General features: G+C 38.8%; 15 protein-coding genes. 7 read left to right on the forward strand and 8 right to left on the reverse strand.

Annotated elements, in window-relative coordinates; all coding sequences use genetic code 11:
- Positions 1-6 precede the first annotated feature (6 nt).
- From LC454_RS22300 to alaS, 4 genes are all read right to left on the reverse strand, one after another.
- Positions 7-1,344, reverse strand: a complete 1,338-nt coding sequence (locus LC454_RS22300; protein ID WP_223584660.1) for a dihydroorotase — start codon at positions 1,342-1,344, stop codon at positions 7-9.
- A gap of 117 nt (positions 1,345-1,461) precedes the next feature.
- A complete protein-coding gene (locus tag LC454_RS22305; protein WP_223584661.1) occupies positions 1,462-2,157 on the reverse strand; it encodes a response regulator transcription factor in 696 nt (231 codons plus the stop codon).
- A gap of 102 nt (positions 2,158-2,259) precedes the next feature.
- Positions 2,260-3,357, reverse strand: a complete 1,098-nt coding sequence (locus LC454_RS22310) for a TlpA family protein disulfide reductase (RefSeq protein ID WP_223584662.1) — start codon at positions 3,355-3,357, stop codon at positions 2,260-2,262.
- Between the two features lie 261 nt (positions 3,358-3,618).
- Positions 3,619-6,234 (reverse strand): alanine--tRNA ligase, encoded by a 2,616-nt coding sequence (gene alaS, locus LC454_RS22315; RefSeq protein WP_223584663.1) that lies wholly within the window; start codon positions 6,232-6,234, stop codon positions 3,619-3,621.
- A gap of 498 nt (positions 6,235-6,732) precedes the next feature.
- Between alaS and LC454_RS22320 the strand changes: the two genes are divergently transcribed.
- From LC454_RS22320 to LC454_RS22345, 6 genes are all read left to right on the forward strand, one after another.
- The gene (locus LC454_RS22320) at positions 6,733-7,581 is read left to right on the forward strand and encodes a universal stress protein (RefSeq protein WP_223584664.1); all 849 of its coding nucleotides are present in this window, start codon (positions 6,733-6,735) and stop codon (positions 7,579-7,581) included.
- A 13-nt stretch (positions 7,582-7,594) separates the two neighbouring features.
- A complete protein-coding gene (locus LC454_RS22325) occupies positions 7,595-8,437 on the forward strand; it encodes a universal stress protein (protein WP_223584665.1) in 843 nt (280 codons plus the stop codon).
- Positions 8,438-8,527: 90 nt separating this feature from the next.
- A complete protein-coding gene (locus LC454_RS22330) occupies positions 8,528-9,865 on the forward strand; it encodes an OmpA family protein (RefSeq protein ID WP_223584666.1) in 1,338 nt (445 codons plus the stop codon).
- Between the two features lie 144 nt (positions 9,866-10,009).
- Positions 10,010-11,341, forward strand: a complete 1,332-nt coding sequence (locus LC454_RS22335; RefSeq protein WP_223584667.1) for an OmpA family protein — start codon at positions 10,010-10,012, stop codon at positions 11,339-11,341.
- A 322-nt stretch (positions 11,342-11,663) separates the two neighbouring features.
- Positions 11,664-13,535 carry a DEAD/DEAH box helicase gene (locus tag LC454_RS22340; RefSeq protein WP_223584668.1) on the forward strand — a complete coding sequence of 624 codons (1,872 nt, stop codon included), beginning with the start codon at positions 11,664-11,666 and terminating at the stop codon, positions 13,533-13,535.
- Positions 13,536-13,749: 214 nt separating this feature from the next.
- The gene (locus tag LC454_RS22345; protein WP_223584669.1) at positions 13,750-15,513 is read left to right on the forward strand and encodes an AMP-dependent synthetase/ligase; all 1,764 of its coding nucleotides are present in this window, start codon (positions 13,750-13,752) and stop codon (positions 15,511-15,513) included.
- 236 nt (positions 15,514-15,749) lie between these two features.
- Here the strand turns inward: LC454_RS22345 and rlmB are convergent, their stop codons facing one another.
- Both rlmB and LC454_RS22355 read right to left on the reverse strand, forming a co-directional pair.
- Entirely contained in the window at positions 15,750-16,544 is a 795-nt protein-coding gene (gene rlmB / locus LC454_RS22350; RefSeq protein ID WP_410528668.1) for a 23S rRNA (guanosine(2251)-2'-O)-methyltransferase RlmB, read from the reverse strand.
- 73 nt (positions 16,545-16,617) lie between these two features.
- Positions 16,618-18,474: a DNA polymerase III subunit gamma/tau gene (locus tag LC454_RS22355; RefSeq protein WP_223584670.1), complete on the reverse strand. Its 1,857-nt coding sequence runs from the start codon at positions 18,472-18,474 to the stop codon at positions 16,618-16,620.
- A 341-nt stretch (positions 18,475-18,815) separates the two neighbouring features.
- On the opposite strand from LC454_RS22355, the gene LC454_RS22360 reads away from it, so the two are divergent.
- Positions 18,816-20,015, forward strand: coding sequence for a hypothetical protein (locus LC454_RS22360; protein ID WP_223584671.1), 1,200 nt, complete (start codon positions 18,816-18,818; stop codon positions 20,013-20,015).
- A 118-nt stretch (positions 20,016-20,133) separates the two neighbouring features.
- Here the strand turns inward: LC454_RS22360 and LC454_RS22365 are convergent, their stop codons facing one another.
- Both LC454_RS22365 and LC454_RS22370 read right to left on the reverse strand, forming a co-directional pair.
- The gene (locus LC454_RS22365; RefSeq protein ID WP_223584672.1) at positions 20,134-20,565 is read right to left on the reverse strand and encodes a hypothetical protein; all 432 of its coding nucleotides are present in this window, start codon (positions 20,563-20,565) and stop codon (positions 20,134-20,136) included.
- Positions 20,566-20,674: 109 nt separating this feature from the next.
- On the reverse strand, positions 20,675-22,132 hold the full coding sequence (locus LC454_RS22370) for a right-handed parallel beta-helix repeat-containing protein (RefSeq protein ID WP_223584673.1): 1,458 nt from the start codon (positions 22,130-22,132) through the stop codon (positions 20,675-20,677).
- Positions 22,133-22,142: the final 10 nt, after the last annotated feature.

Raw genomic sequence — 22,142 nt, forward strand, 5'->3', positions numbered from 1 at the left:
GACAACTTATCTGTTGAACAACAAACGCTCACCAGCACCTTTCTCAATAATTTGTCCTTTAGAAAAGGCGACTTGACCAGATACAATGGTATGTTCGATCGTTGAACCAAATGTATGTCCTTCAAATGGAGACCATCCGCATTTAGAAAGAATATTTGATTTTGAGACGGTATAGGGTTTATTCAGATCTACGAGTACCAGATCCGCCCAATAGCCTTCACGGATATAGCCACGATCTTCAATCTGAAATAGTGTAGCCGTATTATGTGCTGACTTTTGAACCAATTGTTCCAAGGTCATTTTACCAGCTTTGACCATATCCAATAATGCTTGTAAAGCATGTTGAACCAAGGGGCCACCGCTAGGAGCTGATGCATATGGCTGTGTTTTTTCCTCCATAGTATGTGGGGCATGATCTGTCGCTATCACATCAATATGTCCATCTAATACAGCTTTAAGAATATGGTCACGATCATTGGCCGTCTTAACAGCCGGATTCCACTTGATAAAATTCCCTTTTGTTAGGTAATCTTGATCAGAAAACCAAAGATGATGTATACAAGCTTCGGCAGTGATTTTCTTATCCTTTAATGGGATATCATTCCGGAATAGTTCAATCTCTCTTGCTGTTGATATATGTAAAATATGTAATCTTGTATCATGCTTTTTGGCTAAATCCACAGCCTTGGATGATGACAAATAACAAGCCTCAGCGGATCGTATCAACGGATGCATTTCAATCTTCAATCCGTCTTCACCGTATTGCTCCTTAAATCTCGCCAGATTAGCCTTGATTGTTGCTTCGTCCTCACAGTGTGTAGCGATCAATGTAGGAGCGTTGGCAAAGATGCCTTCCAAAGCTTTTTCATTATCCACCAACATATTTCCAGTGGATGATCCCATAAACACCTTTATACCGCAGACATCACGTGGATTGGTTTTCAATACCTCATCTAAGTTATCGTTCGCGGCCCCCATAAAGAATGAGTAATTGGCTAATGCATTCTTTCCTGCAATATCATATTTATCCTGGAGCAATTCCTGCGTCAAGGTATTGGGAACTGTATTTGGCATCTCCATAAAGGAGGTTGTCCCACCTGCTACTGCAGCACGACTTTCATGCCATATATCCGCTTTATAGGTTAACCCAGGTTCCCTAAAATGAACCTGGTCATCAATTAATCCCGGAAACAGATGTAGTCCCTCGGCATTGATTTCCTGATCCGCAGGATGATTTATCTCCTGTGCGATCATTTCGATTCGACCATTACTGATATATACATCAGCAGTCTCAACTTTACCCTCGTTAACAAGTTGCGCAGATTTTATAAGAATAGATGACATGTTGATCTCTTTACTTTGGTATCTGTCAAAAGTAAAGATTTGTTACCGTGATATCAAGTTATACGATCAAAGAGTTCACCAAATAAGAGAATAAAAAAGAGGCCTAAGCCTCTTCTATTATTCTTTATCAAATTTGTAACCTACTCCTTTTACAGTAGTGACGTAATCGTCGCCTATTTTTTCGCGGAGCTTACGGATATGCACATCGATTGTCCTATTGGTGACAACCACCGAGTCTTCCCAAATACTTTTTAAAATCTGCTCTCTTGTGAAAACTTTATTTGGTTTGGAAGCCAACAAGTAAAGCAATTCAAACTCTTTCTTGGCAAGCACAATCTTTTGCTCTCCTTTGTAAACTAAGAAAGAATCTCTATCAATAACCAGATCAGCTATCTCGATTTTATCCTGTGCGTTTGAATCAGACTCCTCGGATGCATTTCTTCTTAAGATCGCATTAATACGACTCATCAGCGCTCGGGGCTTAATTGGCTTAGCGATATAATCATCCGCTCCAACATGAAATCCGGCAATTTCTGAATATTCTTCGCTTCTAGCTGTCAAAAACACCATAAAGGTACTTTTGAATTCAGGCATAGCACGCATGATGCGACAAGCTTCAATACCGTCCATCTTAGGCATCATCACATCCAAGATGATCAAATCGGGGTTTACTTGCTTGGCAACTTGTATTGCCTCTTCCCCATTTTGCGCTGTAGAGACCTGATAACCTTCACGATTTAAGTTGAATGCAATTAAATCCAAGATATCTTTTTCGTCATCAACAATTAAAATCTTTTGTTTCGAAGAACTCATTTGTCTTATTTTTCTGCTAAAATATGAACAAAATGATAACAATCGATTAATCTAATGTTACCAAATTATTAAGTAATATTTCAATTAACAATAACACATTGATTACTTAATTGTTTTCTTCAAAAAATCGCCAAGCTCTTCACCACGCAGATTCTTTGCAATGATAATACCATTTGGGTCGAGAATATAGGAAGTGGGCAATGCCTTGACACGGTAGTCTATTACTATCGGTGAACTCCAAGCCTTTAAATCAGATACATGTGTCCAAGTCAGCTTGTCATCTGCGATAGCACGCATCCATGAACCAGGGTTATCGTCAAATGAAACAGACAGGATATCAAAACCTTTGGTATGATAGGCATTATATAGCTTGACAAGATTCGGATTTTCCTGACGACATGGCATACACCAGGAAGCCCAAAAGTCAACCAAAGTATATTTTCCTTTAAAACTAGACAACTTCACCTCTTTGTTAGAAGGCGTAAATGACGTCAACTCCGGAGCAGGCTGACCAATAGCCATTTTCTTCAGCTTTTGGGTTTCCTCCTTAAACTGAGTCACGTATCTATTTTCCGTGAATTCGTTTTTAATTCTATCTGCGTAAGCTATAATTTCTGCCTCTGCCACTTCAGGATCCAAGGTTGAGATAGCATAAAATCCAGCCAGATCATTATGTTTAGCAGAAAAATCGACAGCCTTGCTGGTATAGCCGCGAAGTTCATTTGCAAATTTGGCCTTATATTCTGCACGAAGTTTTTCTATTTCGTCAGCAGTTGAATTTGCGGTTAATTTGGAAAAGACACCCTGTAGAGAATCTTGCACATAATCGCGATGATTTCGTTCCTTAGCAAATGGCTGGATCGTTTTCGACAATTCAGACCCTTCAACGAGATAATCATTGACATCCTTATGCAAATCTGCTTTAAATGAAATTGTCTCGCCCGGAGAAGCAATCAGGTCATAGCGATTTTTACCGACACGTAGCGACAACAATCTCGATTGACTAGCTTGACGAACAAACTGAAATTTGTTATTATCACCAAAAAACATAGAATCTAGCTTAGTATCCCCCTCATACAAGGAGACGACTTTTATATTACCTGGGTTTTCTATATTTCCTTCGATGCTAAACTGCTCTTTATTCTGGCAACCAAACATCAATCCAACCACGCCAACTACTAAAAAAATTGCCTTTTTCATCTGTATATAGTTTTGTGAGCGCCATAGGTCCATATATAAATAAATGTCATTGCGCTCGGTTTCCTTTTAAATTGAAGAAACTATCCTATTTATGCCCCTCTGTGATTATTCATAATTTGCTCTTCAGCAGAATTAGTGAACTCGTTACACTCGGTTTAAATAAATAGGATAGTTTCATATAGTATAATTTTAGAGGAGACGTCCACTACGTTTGAAACCTATTCAACAAGCACCCTAAGTCTCCGATCTAAATACTCAAATTTAACCTAAAAATTCCTTAGCACGGTCAATTGCTGTTTTTAATCCCGCAGAGTTCTTACCTCCCGCTGTCGCAAAGAAAGGTTGCCCCCCTCCACCTCCTTGGATATCTTTTGCCAAATCACGAACAATGTTGCTGGCATTTAAACCTTTTTCTTTTGCTAAATCATCCGAAATTACGACTGTCAAACTTGGCTTTCCATCGAATTCCGCTCCAATAACCAAAAATAAATTATTAACAGCTCCCTTCAGCGCATAAGCTAAGGTTTTAACTGCTTCTGCATTCGGCAGATCCACCAACGTCGACAAAAAGTTGATATCACCAACCTGTTCAATCTTCGCTTCCAGATCCGATTTCAAGGCTAAAGATTTTTCTGTAATGCTTTTTTCAATTTCTTTTTTCAGCGCTCCATTTTCTTCAATGATCTTACCCAAAGCTGACACAAAGTCCTTTGGACTATTCATCAGTTCTTTTAGATGCTGTACCAATTCAAAATGCTCACGAATTACCGCCGCTGAGCGAGTTCCTGTAATCGCCTCAATACGACGCACCCCTGCCGCAACAGCCGACTCAGAAACAATCTTAAAGAATCCGATTTGCCCTGTCGCTTTCACATGGGTACCACCGCATAGCTCTTTGGAGAATTTATCTTCAAAAGTAATCACACGAACAAAATCACCATATTTCTCACCAAACAAAGCTGTTACACCTGAATCCAAAGCTTGTTGGTAAGGTACATTCCGTTCTTCTTTCAACGGGATATTCTCACGAATTTTAGCATTCACGATATCCTCTACCTGTTTGATCTCATCCTCGCTCATCTTTGCAAAATGAGAAATATCAAAACGTAGGATATCAGCATTAACCAATGAACCTTTTTGATTCACGTGCGTACCTAATACCTGTTTTAGTGCAGCATGCAATAAATGGGTTGCAGAGTGATTATTCTCCGTATCCAATCTTTTGGAGCTGTCAACCTCCGCGATAAAAGTTCCATTCAGATCCAATGGCAACTTATTGGTAAAATGAACGAAAATTCCATTTTCCTTTTTCGTATCCGTAATGTAGATTTTTTCGCCTGTTTCCTCTGAAATCAATTCACCGGAATCACCGACCTGGCCTCCCCCTTCAGCATAAAACGGGCTAACGGAAAGAACCAATTGATACTGCTCTTTATTTTTTGCAATAACTTTACGGTATTTTACGACTTCTGTTTTTGCGGTCAGGGTATCATAACCAACAAATTCAAAGCCCTCATCATCATTGACAAGAATCCAGTCTCCGGTATCAATGGCAGTTGCCGCACGGGAGCGATCTTTTTGAACCTGAAGTGCTTGTTTAAAACCGTCCATATCAACAGACAATCCTTTCTCTCGCGCTAACAATTCTGTTAAATCGATTGGAAAGCCGTATGTATCGTATAATTCAAATGCAAAATCACCATTAATAACACGATGATCTTCCACGTAATTTTCAAAACGCTGTACGCCAGTGGACAAGGTTCTTAAAAACGAAACTTCTTCCTCTAAGATTACTTTCTGAACAAAATCCTGTTGTTGGATCAATTCATCAAATACACCACTGAATTGTGCCGCCAAAACTGGAACAAGCTCATTAATAAATGGTGCTTTGAATCCTAAAAATGTATAAGCATAACGTACCGCACGACGTAAAATGCGGCGAATTACGTATCCAGCTTTGTTATTAGAGGGTAATTGTCCATCTGCTATCGCAAAACTTACCGCACGAATATGATCAGATACCACACGCATCGCAATGTCAGTCTTGTCATCTAAACCATATTTTATCCCTGATTTCTCTGCAATAAAATCAATAGTTGGCGTAAAGACATCCGTATCATAATTTGAGGTTTTACCTTGAATACATCTGACAAGACGCTCAAAGCCCATACCTGTGTCCACATGTTTAGCTGGTAAAGATTGGAGTGATCCGTCCTTCAAGCGATTGAATTGCATAAAGACCAAGTTCCAGATTTCAATCACCTGTGGATGGTCCGCATTAACTAAGCTTTGTCCTGCAACCTGCGCACGTTCTTCTGCACTACGCATATCGAAATGGATTTCAGAACAAGGGCCACAAGGACCAGTCTCTCCCATTTCCCAAAAATTATCCTTTTTATTGCCAAGTAAGATACGATCCTCAGCTATCCACTGTCTCCAGAAATCAAACGCTTCCATATCCCGGTCCAAACCTTCACTTGCGTCGCCTTCAAAAATAGTCACGTATAAACGATCCTTATCAAGTTTATATACTTCGGTCAATAGCTCCCAAGCCCAAGCAATAGCTTCCTTCTTAAAATAATCCCCAAAGCTCCAGTTTCCCAACATCTCAAATAAAGTGTGGTGGTAAGTATCAATACCAACTTCCTCTAAATCGTTATGCTTACCCGAAACACGCAGACAACGTTGCGTATCTGCAACACGTGGAAATTTAATCGGCGCTTCTCCCAAGAATAAATCCTTGAACTGGTTCATCCCTGCATTAGTAAACATTAATGTAGGATCATTTTTTACAACTACTGGTGCTGAAGGTACTATCTGATGCCCCTTGCTTTTAAAAAAGTCTAAAAAGGCTTGACGAATTTCTCTACTTGTCATTTAATTATCTAAAAATATGTGCAAACTTACTCAAAATTGGTCTGTTATGCAATGTAGAATACGAGATAATAACCATGACACAATGATTTTAATAACGTTCAGTTTTCATAGTCAACTGACTTTTCAAACAAAAAAATCAGGACATAAGATTCAGGCAGATAGGATTGTCCTATTTTCAGGATGACCGTAATCACAAATATGCATTAAATGCAACATTTTAAAAGCATTAAATGTTAGCCACCTTTGTACCATTAGGATCAGATTTAATACGCTAAACAATAAAAACATTTTGACTGATAGCCATTCACAATTGCATTTGTTTTATTACATTTGATAGGGATAGAGGGCTCTAAAAAATTAAGAAAAATAAATCTGATGGCTTCATCACAACTAAACAAACAAACAAACAAACAAACAAACAAACAAACAAACAAACAAACCGAGTGAAACGAGCTCATTTATACCGATGAGAACAACACTTATAAATAATTTAAACAGATGAAAAAAAACATTCTACTACCGGTAGATTTTTCGGCTCATTCTAACAATGCGGTAAATTATGCTGTGGATCTAGCCATTCAAAAAGGCTACAGTATCCACCTTTATCACAATTATACCTCTGCTTCTGCTGTATTTGAGGAAGAAACTGATTCCATTGGAAAGCGAAGCCCCATATTTAAAGCTGATTTCCTTATTAAAAATCTTTCAGATCAGATAAAATCGGCACATGCTACACTTGAAGTGACTACCCAGTGCGAACGTGGCATGATCACGGAAACTCTCCCTGAAATGGCCACGCCTGATCGTTTTGACTTTATCATCATGGGCACAAAAGGTATTACGAATGATGATAGCCAACTTATTGGTAGCACAACTTACGTCATTAGCAAAAAAGCAAAAATACCTGTTTTGGCCATTCCGACAGAGGCATCATTCGAGCAGGTTGATAAGGTTGGTTTATTGTCCAATTTCAAAGAAGAAGAAGTACAGACGGTCCAAGATTTTGTCAATATAATGGGTAAGGATTTCGAATTAAAGTTGATGCATGTTCATTATGATCATTCGTCGGAAAACCGGATAGAAGATAAATTGGAAGTATGGAAATATAAAATCAAAAAATATATTGGCGTGACCAACATAGCAATCGAAGTCGACTCAATACAAGGCGACCTAGAGGACCTAGACACTGTCCCTGAAGTTATCAATGAAATGATCCATACAGAAAAAATAAAGATATTACTCGTAACACGCTCAAGAAAATCCTTTTTTGAACGTACTTTCACCAGATCAGTGGCAAAAGCATTATTTAGCCACCCGCTAGTTCCCATATTTTTTACCAAAGCATAATAAGTATATCGCTATGTCTAAATTATTAATACCCGTAGATTTTTCCGAAAATGCGGAAGTCGCAGCAAACTATGCAGCCCAGATCGCTCAGGAAACACATGATGAAATCACACTTTTCCACTCCTTCACTTCACATATCAACAAATTCGCAAATGCGAAGCATTTAGTAGACCCTACCGAAGAGGGCGCTCGTCGTAAGATGGAGAAACTTGTCGCTGAACTTCTACAAAAATATCCTTCGTTAAAAATTTCAACCTTATTTACGAATGGAATTTTAGCTGAATCATTAGAAAAACAGGAGATAAAAGAGAACTACCAAACGGTGATTATGGGTACAAAGGGAGTCACAGGACTTGAATCTGTACTGATCGGAAGCAATACTTATGACGTCATTAAAGAGTCAAAAATTCCTGTATTAGCGATCCCAAAAAATGCCATAAAATTAAAAAAAGATAATATCGCACTGCTTACAAATTTTAAACCTGGTGAGCTGGAAGTCCTCAAACAAGCGATCCCATTATATGGAAAAGACTTTCATTTACAACTCATCCATATCAACAAAAACGAACTAGAAATCAATATTTTAGGATCAAAACTTGAAAAATGGATTGAACAGATTATAGCAGAGACTGGTATTGAAGACATCTCCTACATCGTCAAAGCACCGAGCTATTTTGCAGGCTCACGGGAGAACATTGCAAATGGTATACATACGATTATTAGGGATGAAGATATTGATGTGATTTTGATTACAAAAAGTAGGAAAACTTTTTTTCAAAACATTTTTACTGAGAATATTGTTAAGCACATGGCTTTTGAAATTGAGGTGCCAAATTTTTTCGGCCGAGTAAGCTGACCAAATAATTTTTGGCAAATTTATTGTAAGAGTAGTCAATGAGTTAATTTAACAAGAATTTTATAGTAGAAAATTTTACAAAAACACATTATGAAAATTAGCCTTAAAAAATCAGGATTACTAGTAGCGGCAGGTATCATCTCAACCGCATCCTTTGCCCAAAGCGCAAAGCAGTCATCAATTGAAGGCACTACCCCATTTGGTCCGGCAACACAATACAGGACTTGGTCTATCGGTGTAGGTGCCGGTGTTACAAGCTTGCAAAACATTGCTAAATTCAATAATGGAGGTTATGACAAATTGGACTGGAACTTAGGTTACAGTGCCTATATCAAAAAACAAATCTCACCTTCATTCGGAATCAAGGCAACTTATTTTGGTGGAAAGACCTCAGGATATGAAGCCAGTGATAAACAAACAGGGTTTGAAACAAAAACACCTTGGTCAGTTGCTTTATCTGGTGAGTTTATTGCAGCCAATACCAACTGGCGGTTTTTCAACAGTTTCATTAAACCTTACGCCTCAATTGGTGTGGGTGTAATGAATGCAGAGACAGCAGCAATTGCTGGCGGAAACAGGGGCGAATATGGTGATTCATATTCTAAGATCTACGTACCGGCGGACTTCGGTTTGAAATTTGCAGTTGCCAAAGGCATTAACTTTGAATTGGGCTATCAATTGAACTGGGCAAATCAGCGATTTGACAATAAAGTTGGACCAACTCAACAATATAAGAATGACTTATTCACCTATGCTCACGCAGGTCTAGAGTTCGCTTTGGGTAGTGGTAGCAAACCCGCATTGAGCAACTCAAATCCGGTCGCTACACTTGTAAATGATTACACCGTAAAATATGATGATTTAAAAGCTCAAAATGATGCGCTTAATGCAAAAAATCAAGCTTTACAAGGTCAACTGGATGGAATTAGCAATGATCTGAAAGATGATGACGGTGACGGTGTTGCAAACAAATACGACAAATGCCCAGGCACACCTTCCGGTGTACAGGTAGATGGATCAGGTTGTCCAATTGTTGTTAAAAACGAAACTAGAGTTGTAGAGAAAGTTGTTGTAACAGAAGCAGACAAAAAAGTCGTTGCTGATGCGATTAAAAACTTAGAGTTCGATCTAGGTAAAGCAACCATCCGCCCAACTTCATACGCAACATTAAACAAAGTTGCAGCATTGTTGATCGAGAAAAACTTTAGCTTGAAATTAGCTGGTCACACAGATAATACAGGTTCACGTGAATTGAATATGCGTCTATCCAAAGAACGTGCTGAGTCAGTAAAAGCTTACTTGGTATCTCAAGGTGCTAACGCTTCACGTATCGAAGCGACAGGTTATGGTCCTGACCAACCAATTGCATCCAATAAAAATGCTGCTGGTCGTCAACAAAACCGCCGCGTAGAGTTTACACTTTATTAATAGCTAATAAATTACACATAATAAAATGGTATTTTTCAGTAAAATACCATTTTATTTACCCTTTTGTCATATTTAAACTACAAACCGATTAGGAATTTAATTTTTAACCTATTACTTTTGCCTCGGTTTATACAAACAAATTCTATGAAACTAAATTTACAATTAGCACTTGCTTTCGCAACTGCAGGCTTATTCGCCAATTCCGCTTTTGCTCAAACGTCAAAGGTAGCATCGATAGAAGGAACTTCTCCTTTTGGTTCTGCTACACAATACAGAACATGGTCGATCGGTATCGGTGCAGGTGTCACAAACCAAACTAACATCGCGGGTTTCAATCGTGCGGGTTATGATAATCTAGATTGGAACTTAGGATATAGTGCCTATATCAAGAAGCAAATCTCTCCTTCTTTTGGAATTAAAGCCAGCTATTTCGGTGGTAAAACTGGTGGTTCTTTTCAGGAGGTAAATGGTCAACAATCATTCGAAGCAAAAACACCTTGGTCGGCAGCTTTATCTGGAGAATTCCTAGCAGCAAATACCAACTGGAGATTTTTCAATAGTTTCATCAAACCTTATGCATCAATCGGTGTGGGTGTCATGAACAGCAAAACAACCTTAACTACGGGCTCTACTTCAGTAGAAGCGGATGGTATCTCTAAAATCTATGTACCACTAGATATGGGTTTCAAATTTGCTGTTGCTAAGGGCATCAACTTTGAATTAGGTTACCAATTGAATTGGGTGAACCAAAACTTTGACGGTATCCGTGGTGGCCAATATAAGAATGACCTATTTACTTATATCCATGGTGGTCTAGAATTTGCATTGGGAAGTGGGAGCAAACCAGCATTGAACAACTCAAACCCGGTAGCTACACTTGTAAATGACTACACTGTAAAATACGATGATTTAAAAGCTCAAAATGACGCTCTTAATGCAAAAAATCAAGCTTTACAAAGTCAATTGGATGGTTTGAACAGTGATTTGAAAGATGATGACGGTGATGGTGTGGCCAACAAATACGACAAATGCCCGGGTACTCCTTCTGGTGTACAAGTAGATGGATCAGGTTGTCCTATTCTTGTTAAAAACGAAACTAAAATCGTAGAAAAAGTTGTTGTTACAGAAGCAGACAAGAAAGTTGTTGCTGATGCGATCAAAAACCTAGAGTTCGATTTGAGCAAAGCAACTATCCGTCCTACTTCATATGCAACGTTAAACAAAGTTGCTGAATTGTTGATCGAGAAAAACTTTAGCTTGAAATTAGCTGGTCACACAGACAATACGGGTTCACGTGAATTAAACATGCGTTTATCGAAAGAGCGTGCTGAGTCAGTAAAAGCTTATTTAGTATCTCAAGGCGCTAACGCTTCACGTATCGAAGCTACAGGTTACGGTCCAGACCAACCAATTGCATCTAATAAGAATGCTGCTGGTCGTCAACAAAACCGTCGCGTAGAGTTCACACTTTATTAATCGATCGTATTCGATCTCTACAAAAAAAGGCATCACTCTAAGTGATGCCTTTTTTTGTAGAGTTACATGAACTTACTTAATCGCACCAGCCTGATGTTTAGTCAAAATCAACAGCATACATTATAAATTTTCCACCTAGTATCTGCATCTGGCGAAAGAGAAGTTCACACCTTGATATATAATATGAATGAATTTATTGTCGCTTCGATAGGACATATTCTGATTCCGCTAAAAATCAATTATTTAAATTCTTTGATTATTCAAATATTATTCTTACCTTTGCAACGCCTTAGGCAATAGTGCCTATTGTATATAAAATTTCATGAACCCATTTTTAGAACTGGGAATCCGTGAGGAAGTTGTTAATGCCATCTCAGAATTAGGTTTCGAAAAACCTTCTGAAATTCAGGAAAAAGCCATTCCTGTTTTATTGACTGGTAACGACGATTTTGTCGGATTAGCCCAAACTGGCACAGGAAAGACCGCGGCATTTGGTCTTCCATTATTAGAGCAATTAGACTTTTCTCAAAAACACCCACAGGCATTAATCCTTTGCCCTACTCGGGAACTATGTTTACAAATCTCAAAAGATTTAGAAAAATTTGCTAAATACGTTGACAACGTACATGTTGTTGCTGTATATGGAGGTGCAAATATCTCAGACCAGCTACGTCAAATCAGACGTGGAGTGCAAATTGTAGTAGCGACCCCGGGTCGTATGTTGGATATCATTGGCAGAAAAGCCATTGATTTTTCAAATGTTAAATATGTTGTGTTAGATGAAGCGGATGAGATGCTCAATATGGGCTTCAAAGAAGACATCAACAACATTTTGTCAGAAACTCCTGACGAGAAAAAAACTTGGTTATTTTCGGCGACAATGCCTTCCGAGGTGCGTCGTATTGCGAAAAATTATATGACCGATCCTGTTGAGCTTACTGTAGGTACAAAAAATACAGGTAACGCCAACATTGAACACCACTATTATTTGATCAAAGCAAAAGATAAATATGCTGCGTTCAAACGTATTGTGGATTCAAACCCTGATATCTTTGGTATCGTATTTTGTCGTACAAAAATCGAAACACAGGATATCGCTGAAGCGTTGATCAAAGATGGTTACAATGCAGACTCGCTGCACGGTGACTTGTCCCAACAACAACGTGATAAAGTAATGAAACGTTACCGTGACCGTAGTTTACAATTATTGATCGCAACAGACGTAGCCGCTCGTGGTATTGATGTTAGTGATGTAACTCACGTTATCAACTTCTCTTTACCTGATGAAACAGAAAACTATACGCACCGTTCTGGTCGTACTGCCCGTGCAGGTAAAACTGGTATCTCTCTTTCTTTAGTAAATGTAAAAGAGCTCAGCAAAATCCGTCATCTTGAAAAGATCATCGGCAAAGCTTTTGAAAAGAAACAAGTTCCTCAAGGTGCTGAAGTGTGTGAAAAACAATTGTTCTCTATCGTTAAAAAGATTGAAAACGTCGAAGTAAATGATGAGCAGATCAGTCCATTCTTGCCTGCAATTATGGAAAATCTGGAATCTCTTTCGAAAGAAGATATCATCAAAAGATTTGCCTCTCTTGAATTCAACCGTTTCCTAGATTATTATAAAAACGCTCCGGATTTAAATATCGAAGCCCGCGAAGGTTCTCGTGAAGATCGTGGTGATAGACGTGACGGTCGTTCTCGTGAAGGTTCAAAAGGTTATACACGTTTGTTCATGAACTTAGGTTCTGTAGATGAGTTTTCTCGTGGAGACATGTTAGGCTTTATCTGTAACAATGCAAACATCTCAGGAAAATCTATCGGTAAAATTGACTTAAAAGGTGTGTTTACATTCTTTGAAGTACAGGATGCTGAAGTTGAGAAAGTATTCCAAGGATTCCAAGGTGTAGATTACAACGGTCGTCAAGTACGCATCGAAGTATCTGGAGAAGCTAAAAGCGAAGGCCGTGGTGGTGATCGTGGAAGAAGCCGTGGTGGTGATCGTGGCGGAAGACGCGAAGGCGGATACCGTGGTGGTGATCGCGGTGGAAGACGTGAAGGCGGATTCAGTGGCGGTGACCGTGGCGGAAGACGTGAAGGCGGATTCAGCGGTGAAAAACGTGACCGTGGTAGCAGCAATGGCGGAGGTTTCCGTGATTTCTCAGGTAAACGTAAAGAATCTAAAAGCAAATACTAGATTTAGTATTTAGATAAGCGTATAAAGACTCTGATTTGGAAAGCCCCGGCTTTGCAGATCAGAGTCTTTTTCGTTTACAGTACTTCAGGGGGGTCCAAAACCAAAATAGCCCCTCCTTCTCGCTATCTTAATGCGCCTTATCCCGTTTTTTTATATGCCTCAATCTCCTCAAAAAAACGTACATTAGCTAAATTACACGAACTGGATTTTCATAATGCCAACAGCAACAAGATTATTTGATTTAGCCTATTTGCAACAAGAAACTGCACCTGGGTTTCCTATGTTTTCCTACAAAGACGGAGCTAATTGGGTAGCAGTAAGTAATACAGAATTTATTGAACGCGTCAATCAGGTATCCAAAGGTCTGATTGCCCTCGGTGTACAAGTAGGTGAAAAAGTTGCTTTAATCAGTGAAAACCGTATCGAATGGAATATTCTCGATTTTGCAATCCAACAGGTCGGTGCTGTTGTCGTCGCGATTTATCCGAATATCTCTGAATCAGATTACAACTATATATTCAACCATGCTGAGATTAAAAATTGTATCGTAAGCTCAAAAAAGCTATATACGAAGATCGTTTCCATCAGAGACTCATGTCCGCTCCTTAAACATATTTTTAGTTTAGACAAAGAAGAGGATATACCGTATTGGCAGAGTTTCGTAGCTAACGGCGTTTCCATCACTGATGAGCAGCTTGAGACACTTCGAAATACCGTCAATACCGAGAGCCTGGCCTCTATCATTTATACATCAGGTACAACCGGAAATCCGAAAGGAGTGATGCTGGCCCACCGCAATCTATTGGCCGATACCATGAGCAGTGAATACTCCTTCCCTGTCGGACGCGGGGACCGAGCGCTTTCCTTTCTACCCGTTTGCCATGCCTACGAGCGGGTATTCCAATATGTCTATATGTATAAGGGTTTAACAATCTTTTTTGCCCAATCAATGGATACCATTGGAGAAGATTTCAAATCAGTCCGACCACATATCTTTTCAGCTGTACCGCGTGTACTTGAAAAAGTATATGAAAAAATTATTGCAACTGGTGAAAAGCTGACCGTATTCAAACGCAAGATATTCTTTTGGTCTCTTCGTGTTGGTGAACAATACACTTTGGAGAACCGCTCTTGGTGGTATGCTATCAAATTAAGTATCGCAAGAAAACTCGTCTTTTCAAAATGGCGGGAGGCCTTGGGTGGGGACATCAAAGGGATTGCATCGGGCAGTGCTGCTTTACAAGAAAGATTAATCCGTTTGTATATGGCTGCCGGAATACCTATTTATGAAGGTTATGGTCTGACTGAAGCAGGTCCCTGTATTGCTGTAAATTGCTTTAAAAGAGGGATGAAAATCGGCACAGTAGGTCTACCATTGATTAATATTGAAATCAAACTTTCCGAAGATGGGGAGATCCTCACCAAAGGCGAAAACAATATGATTGGCTATTATAAAAATGAAGAAGCTACTGCGGAGGTCCTCAAAGATGGTTGGTTATATACTGGAGATATCGGTCAATGGGTTGACGGTAAATTTCTCAAAATAATCGACCGCAAGAAAGAGATGTTCAAGACTTCCGGCGGGAAATATATTGTCCCACAACAGCTTGAAGCCAAGATCGTAGAATCTTCTCTTATCGAACAGGTCATGGTGATCGGCGAGTCACGAAAATTCCCCGCAGCTTTAATTGTTCCAAACTATGCCAATCTTTTGGAATGGAGCAAGAACTCCTCTCCTTCATTGGCAAAATTGCCAAAAATAGAATTCCTGAAGCACCCTGAAGTTAGACAGCAGATTGAGTCCGAGCTCAATCGCATCAATCAAAATTTTGGTAACTGGGAGCAGATCAAGAAATTTGCGATTATTCCAAACGAAATGACGATAGAAACGGGTGAATTAACCCCTACCTTAAAGATGAAACGGAAAGTTATTCTCCAGAAATATGAAAAAGAGGTTGAGGCGATCTACAATGCTTAGCGAGATAAATAGACAAATCTATTTATAAGGGGCAAACAACAAAGCATAGGAGATAGGAGATGTCGGGATCTGGATCAGACTTTTGTCTGCAGATTGAAATAAGGGTCAACAAGATTAGTATAAAATTAAACCAAGCCCTCCTGCTTAATTACTAAAGTAAAAATCAACAAGATGGATATTCAAAAAAATAGCCTTTGTCTCTGACAAAGGCTATTTTATATCGCAGAATTTAGTTCTTACGACTTCTTAGGCAGACGTTGACGAATTGCCTCATAAATAACAACAGCAGCCGATACAGACACATTAAGAGAGCCTATTTCGCCATACATTGGTATCTTGGCAAGATTATCCGCGATACGGATTAAATCATTCGATACACCGACATCCTCAGCACCCATGATGACACAAGTAGGTGCTGTATAATCCACATCATAGATACTCGATGTTGTTTTTTCTGTACTAACAACCAATTGCACCCCTGAATCTATCAGAAATTTACCCACTTTTGAAAGGCTATCATGACGGCAGACCGGAATTTTATACAATGCTCCAGCGGATGTTTTAATTGCATCCGGATTTATTTCAGCAGATCCTTTTTTCGGCACAATGATCGCATGCACACCTGAACATTCAGCCGTACGTGCAATAGCCCCCATATTACGAACATCAGTTACACCATCTAACATCAAAAGTAAGGGAGTTTCACCTTTCTCATAAATCTGAGGTAGGAGATCTTCGATACTTTGATATGTAATTGGCGATATAACGGCAATTACCCCTTGATGATTTTTCCGTGTGATACGGTTCAGTTTCTCAATAGGCACTTGCTGAAAGGCAATATCATGTTCTTTCAATAAGGATTTCAGTTCCAGAATCAAGCTACCACTTAATCCGCGTTGTACAAATAACGATTCAATTTCTTTACCACTATCAATCGCTTCGATGACGGCACGGATACCGAATACCATCTGATTTACTTCACGTTTTTCGCCGTGATCGCGATCACGTCTCTGAAAATTTCCTTGCATCATAAAACTAAATATTACCTTCCAAATAGAAGAGATTGCAAAGGTACAAAAATTAACAGGAATTAGAATGATCGATTTAGCTTAAACCTAAGTTAAACTCCTTACGCAAAGTATCTAAAAGCGGATTTTTGGTTACCATAGCCTGATACTTTTCCTGCGAAGTGTACGGTTTGCGGGAAACCGTGAACTCCATCATAACACCTTGTAGATCTAGCGCAAAATTTTGCAGCTTTACCCGAAGATAATTCAACACATCCACTTTCGCGCTTTGCAGGACATCCATCTGTACGCCATTTTCGACATCAATCTCTATTAATGTACCTTTTAGTCGCGGTTGGGTCGTGGTCATCATTGTATATAGGTTGATCTTATTTTCTGCCTTTAACTGTTCGGCGTAAGCGTTCCAAATAACTATGAATTGATTAAAGCTTACCTCACGTTGTTCGGTACCTCTTATTAATTCAGGCTCATCACCTTCTTTGGCAACCGAGTTGTTGTCATAAATGGTGTTCAAATCTGGCAATGATGGAATAATCGCTGAGGCAGCTGCCCCCCATCCTCCTTTTTTTACTTTTGGAGGTACATTTGAAACAGCATCATTTTTTACCTCGGCTTTAACAGCCGAAGTCTGGAGATTGGAAACTGTTGATTGCGGGGTGGATACAGGCGTGGGATTCGATACAACGGGTGCTGGTGTCGCATTGTGCACTGTATTTCCAGAAGATACTGCCGCAGAAGGAGTTTCCTTAGTTTGTGAAACTACTGGCTCAGGGAGTTTTTTTTTTACTCCTTCAGTAGCTGAAGGAACCTGTATAGAACCGAGCTGACTTAGCTTAATGGCACTTGCGATGTGACACATTTTCAACAAAGCAAGTTCTACTTGTAAGCGTTGGTTTTTACTTGTTTTGTAGTTTATTTCACACTGGTTTGAGATATTCAATGCGGACAATAAAAATCCCGAAGAAGCTTTCTGCGCTTGCTGTAAATACTTCAGACGTATACTATCGCTAACTTCCAATAATTTTAACGTCGAAGGCTCTCTAGCCACCAGCAGATTCCGAAAATGAGCTGACAAACCAGCAATGAAATGGCTTCCATCGAAGCCATGGTTCAAAATCTCGTTAAATGTCAAAAGCGTTTGCGCAGCATCTTCAGCCAAGATCGAATCCGTTAGCTTAAAATAATAATCGTAATCCAGAATATTCAGGTTGTCAATAACAGCCTGATAGGTTACATTTTTATTCGAGAAACTGACAATCTGATCAAACATAGACAAGGCGTCACGAAGACCACCGTCTGCCTTTTGCGCAATGATATGTAAACCATCTTGGTCATAAGCGATCGCTTCACGATCAGCTATTCTCGCCAGATGGCCTGCCATGTCCTCCACCTTTATACGGTTGAAATCAAAAATCTGACAACGTGAAAGAATCGTTGGCAAAATCTTATGTTTCTCGGTTGTTGCAAGGATAAAAATTGCATAAGAAGGTGGTTCTTCCAATGTCTTCAAGAATGCATTGAAAGCGGCCTGTGAGAGCATGTGCACCTCATCGATGATATAAATCTTATATTTTCCGGCTTGAGGTGGTATACGGACCTGATCAATGAGGTTACGGATATCATCTACCGAGTTGTTGGATGCAGCATCAAGTTCGTGTATACTGAAAGAATTACCGTTTTGAAAGGATTTGCAGCTGTCGCATTCGCCACAGGGCTCAGTCCCTGGTAAGATCTGTTCACAATTTATTGTTTTGGCCAAAATACGGGCGCAAGTAGTTTTACCAACACCACGTGGCCCACAGAATAGAAATGCCTGCGCCAACTGATTGTTGTGAATTGCATTCTTTAGGGTACCCGTAATGTGTTGCTGACCTACAACCGAATCAAAGGTAATCGGGCGGTATTTACGTGCAGAAACAATAAAATTATCCATTGCACGAAGATACGAATTTTAATATTATTTTTCTACGTAATAGCAATCGGGAGGAAAAGGATTTTAGCATTTCAATCAAGGGTGATATCCTCTCACGCTGTGTTTGCTAAACATCGTATGCACACAAATCAATAAGTTTCAATGGCTTTCTTTGGGCATGAACTGGAAATATGAGTTCCCAATGATGATCTTAAAAAATGGTAAAGAACTTCGTTAACAAATAGCTTATAACCAATATAACTCATCCTTTGTAATCCAGAAAACATTTTTCCTAAATCCTTGGGAAAAGCACTTATAATTGTTAAATTTATATTACACTAATGTTATCAAATTGTTAATAATTGAATATCGAAGGATGCCATATTGCCTTTCTGACCATTTTATGCTGGTTTACTTGCAGTCTACAAATCGCCAGGGCGCAGCATCATGATTTCGATTTTTACGATGGAAAAGTTTCAATTAATGTATCACCATCTTTCAATATTCCATTCAATGATAGTTTAACGGGAGCTCGTGTACAGGAGTTCTACCAAATTGCTGATCAAACAGAATATCACGATTTGGTAAATAGTTTACTGGAATACAAGGATAAACAACATCTCAACGACTGGGTGTATTATCAGCTTGTGCGACGTACCGCACAACAAATCGCGCCAAAAGCGGAAAATTATACCCGTTACACGCTGTACAAATGGTTTCTGATGTGCAAATCGGGGTATGATGCACGTTTGGCGGTAGGAAATAATCAGATTGTCTTTTTTATTCAGAACAATGAGGATATCTCTGATATTCCTTTTTTTGAAGTTTATGGTAAAAAATACACCTGTTTAAATTTTCATGATTATGGAAAACTATTTCAACGAGCAGACACCTATATTCCCGTAAATATTAAAGTACCAGAGGCCACCAACGATTTCAGCTATAAAATCACAAAGTTACCGGATTTTGTGCCGGCAAACTACATTGAAAAACAAATTGCATTCAATTACGGCCATAAAGCCTATCATTTTAATGTTAAATTGAACAATGATATCAGCGATCTTTTTAAAAACTATCCTGGAGTAGATTTCGAGACCTATTTCAATATTCCATTGAGTAAGGAAACTTATCAATCATTGGTTCCTGCGCTCAAAGAAAATCTAAAAGGGAAGAAAGAAAAAGAAGGCGTAGATTATTTAATGCGGTTTACACGTTACGCTTTTCTTTATGAAAATGATGAAGAGAATTTTGGAACAGAAAAACGACTATCCCCAGAACAGACATTATTAAATAAATACAGCGACTGTGATGATCGTGCGGCACTATTCTTTTACCTTGTCAAAGAAATTTATAATCTCCCAATGATCACGCTCCTATACCCCACACATATCACCATGGCCGTTCAATTCGAACAGCCTATTGGTGATGCCATACTATATAATGGAAAATACTATTCAGTATGTGAGCCTACTCCGCAAGCGCAAAGTTTGGCTATAGGTCAATTGTCCGATGAACTGAAAAATCAATCGTATCAGATTGTATATCATTATGAACCGAGGTAAATTACTGTCCACTATCCCGAAAACTGCCGGCAATTTAAATTGTAGCAGAAACCAATAACATTAGGTTCTTCGATTTTATTTAAGGTTTGTAGATCAAACTACTAAGAACTCTTAGTTATTATAGTTTATCAATAAAATTCAATAGATCGGTATATTTACCATCTGTGCGGTGAGCTGCAATAGTAACTGTATTTTCTCTTCCTTCGTATTTTATTGTGATCACATAATCAGTTCCATCTGCACAACGCGCGCATTCCTGAATTTTAGCATCCATTAACTTATACGTATCAATATAGGTTGACAATTGTTTTAATGTGGTCTCACTTGTTTTATAAACTTTATCTCTTTTAGCTTCCGGAACAAGACTTTTCGGATACTTAATTTCAGTCTTATTTTTGTCAATGATGACATTTACAACATCACCCCATCCAGAAATTCCCTTTATTTCTATTTTAAGTCCATCAGGTTCTGTATCAGTTTTATCATCAGACTTTTTGCACCCAACAAAAAAGAGAATACTTAACACAAATAAATAGATTGTTTTTTTCATAATTTAAAGCTTATATTATTTGACTATATAACGAAATATTTACCCAAAATGCGACAAAAAAATCCTGCTGATGGCAGGATTTTTTAATACTTTTAATAAGGTCTTATTATTATTTAACTTGACCGGGAGTTGTGTATGGTAAAGTTTGTGGATCATAATGAGCCCATCCTTTTGTCCAGTCCTCAGAACCGAAAGCACCTTTATAAGCAACTTTCTCAAAGAAGCTTCCAGAGACTTTCGCATTCGTAAACGCTGCACCTGTAGCTGCATCAGAACCAGTCGATAACGTGAAATCCGGATTCGATGGGGCTGAAGAGAAGTCTTTTCCAAAATTATAAGGAGCTTTGAATAATGCAGGTGCAAATTTTGTATTATCAAATACATTATTAGCACGTAATAAAGTATTTACTGCCACAGAATTCGTTGTCGAACTTACTTTCAAGTCCGCATCCTTTGAGCCATATACCAAATTATTAGCAAATACTGCGGAACCACTTAAGAAGTTATTAGAAGTTGTATTTGCAGTAACAACTTTTGTATCGTCAATGTATAATCCAGCAAATGGAAATCCTGAGATCACTGAATTAAATATGCTCAACGACGAATTACGACGAATTTGTGCCCCATGTTGATAGTTTCCAATTGCTGATTCGCCTGCCTTTTTAATAGGTCCTAGAACAGTTACATTTGAAAATACCGCAGAAGTCTTAGGTGTCTGATCTGTACCTGTAGAATTATTATCAGACTCAAAACCATTTGATCCCGATTGATCCGCTTGAGTAGTTGCTCTTTGGGCAAGCGCAAATTGAACATTTCCAGAATAGCCAAAATCGGTATCAAAATCATCATCCCAAGTTGCTACAGCTAATAAGTGTTTAGCATTAACAGTACCACCAAACCATTCAAAAGCATCATCTCCAGAGCGGTACACTTGAATATAATCAAGTGTTGTACCATTACCGACACCTGCCATAGTCAACCCGTTAATTTCATTATCTGCTGAATATTCAATACCACCATATTCAATACGGACATATTTTAACGTACCTGAGTTATCCGCTGCATCTGTTCCGCCATAATATATATAATTCTTGGCATCTTTTCCTTTAGGCCCCTCTAAACCGCCCTCTATCATAACGTCTGTCCCTTGGTTAACTGGAGCTTTACCAAGTAAAATTATGCCTCCCCAATCCCCTCTAGTTCTTGCACCTGCAGGAAGAGCCGATGTAAATACAATTGGTTTTTCAGCTGTACCAGTAGCATTAATTTTAGAACCTCTTGTAATCGTTAAAGTTCCCTTTGTCGCCTTCTCGCCTTTTATGATTGTTCCTGGCTCAATAGTCAATGTAGCTCCGTTTGAAACAAAAACAAATCCTTTCAACAAATAAATCTTGTCCGATGTCCATGTTGTATTGGCTGTTATTTCTCCAGTCACTTCCACAACATCTTTATCCGCAGGATTGGTTGGCGTTTCAGTATCATTGCCATCATCAGTAATTTTGGTTTCCTTACAAGCTCCAGCAATTAATAATGCCGCTAATGATAAGAATAAAAATCTTTTTTTCATTTTTTAAGTT

The organism is Sphingobacterium sp. GVS05A (assembly GCF_019969845.1).
Taxonomy (GTDB): domain Bacteria; phylum Bacteroidota; class Bacteroidia; order Sphingobacteriales; family Sphingobacteriaceae; genus Sphingobacterium.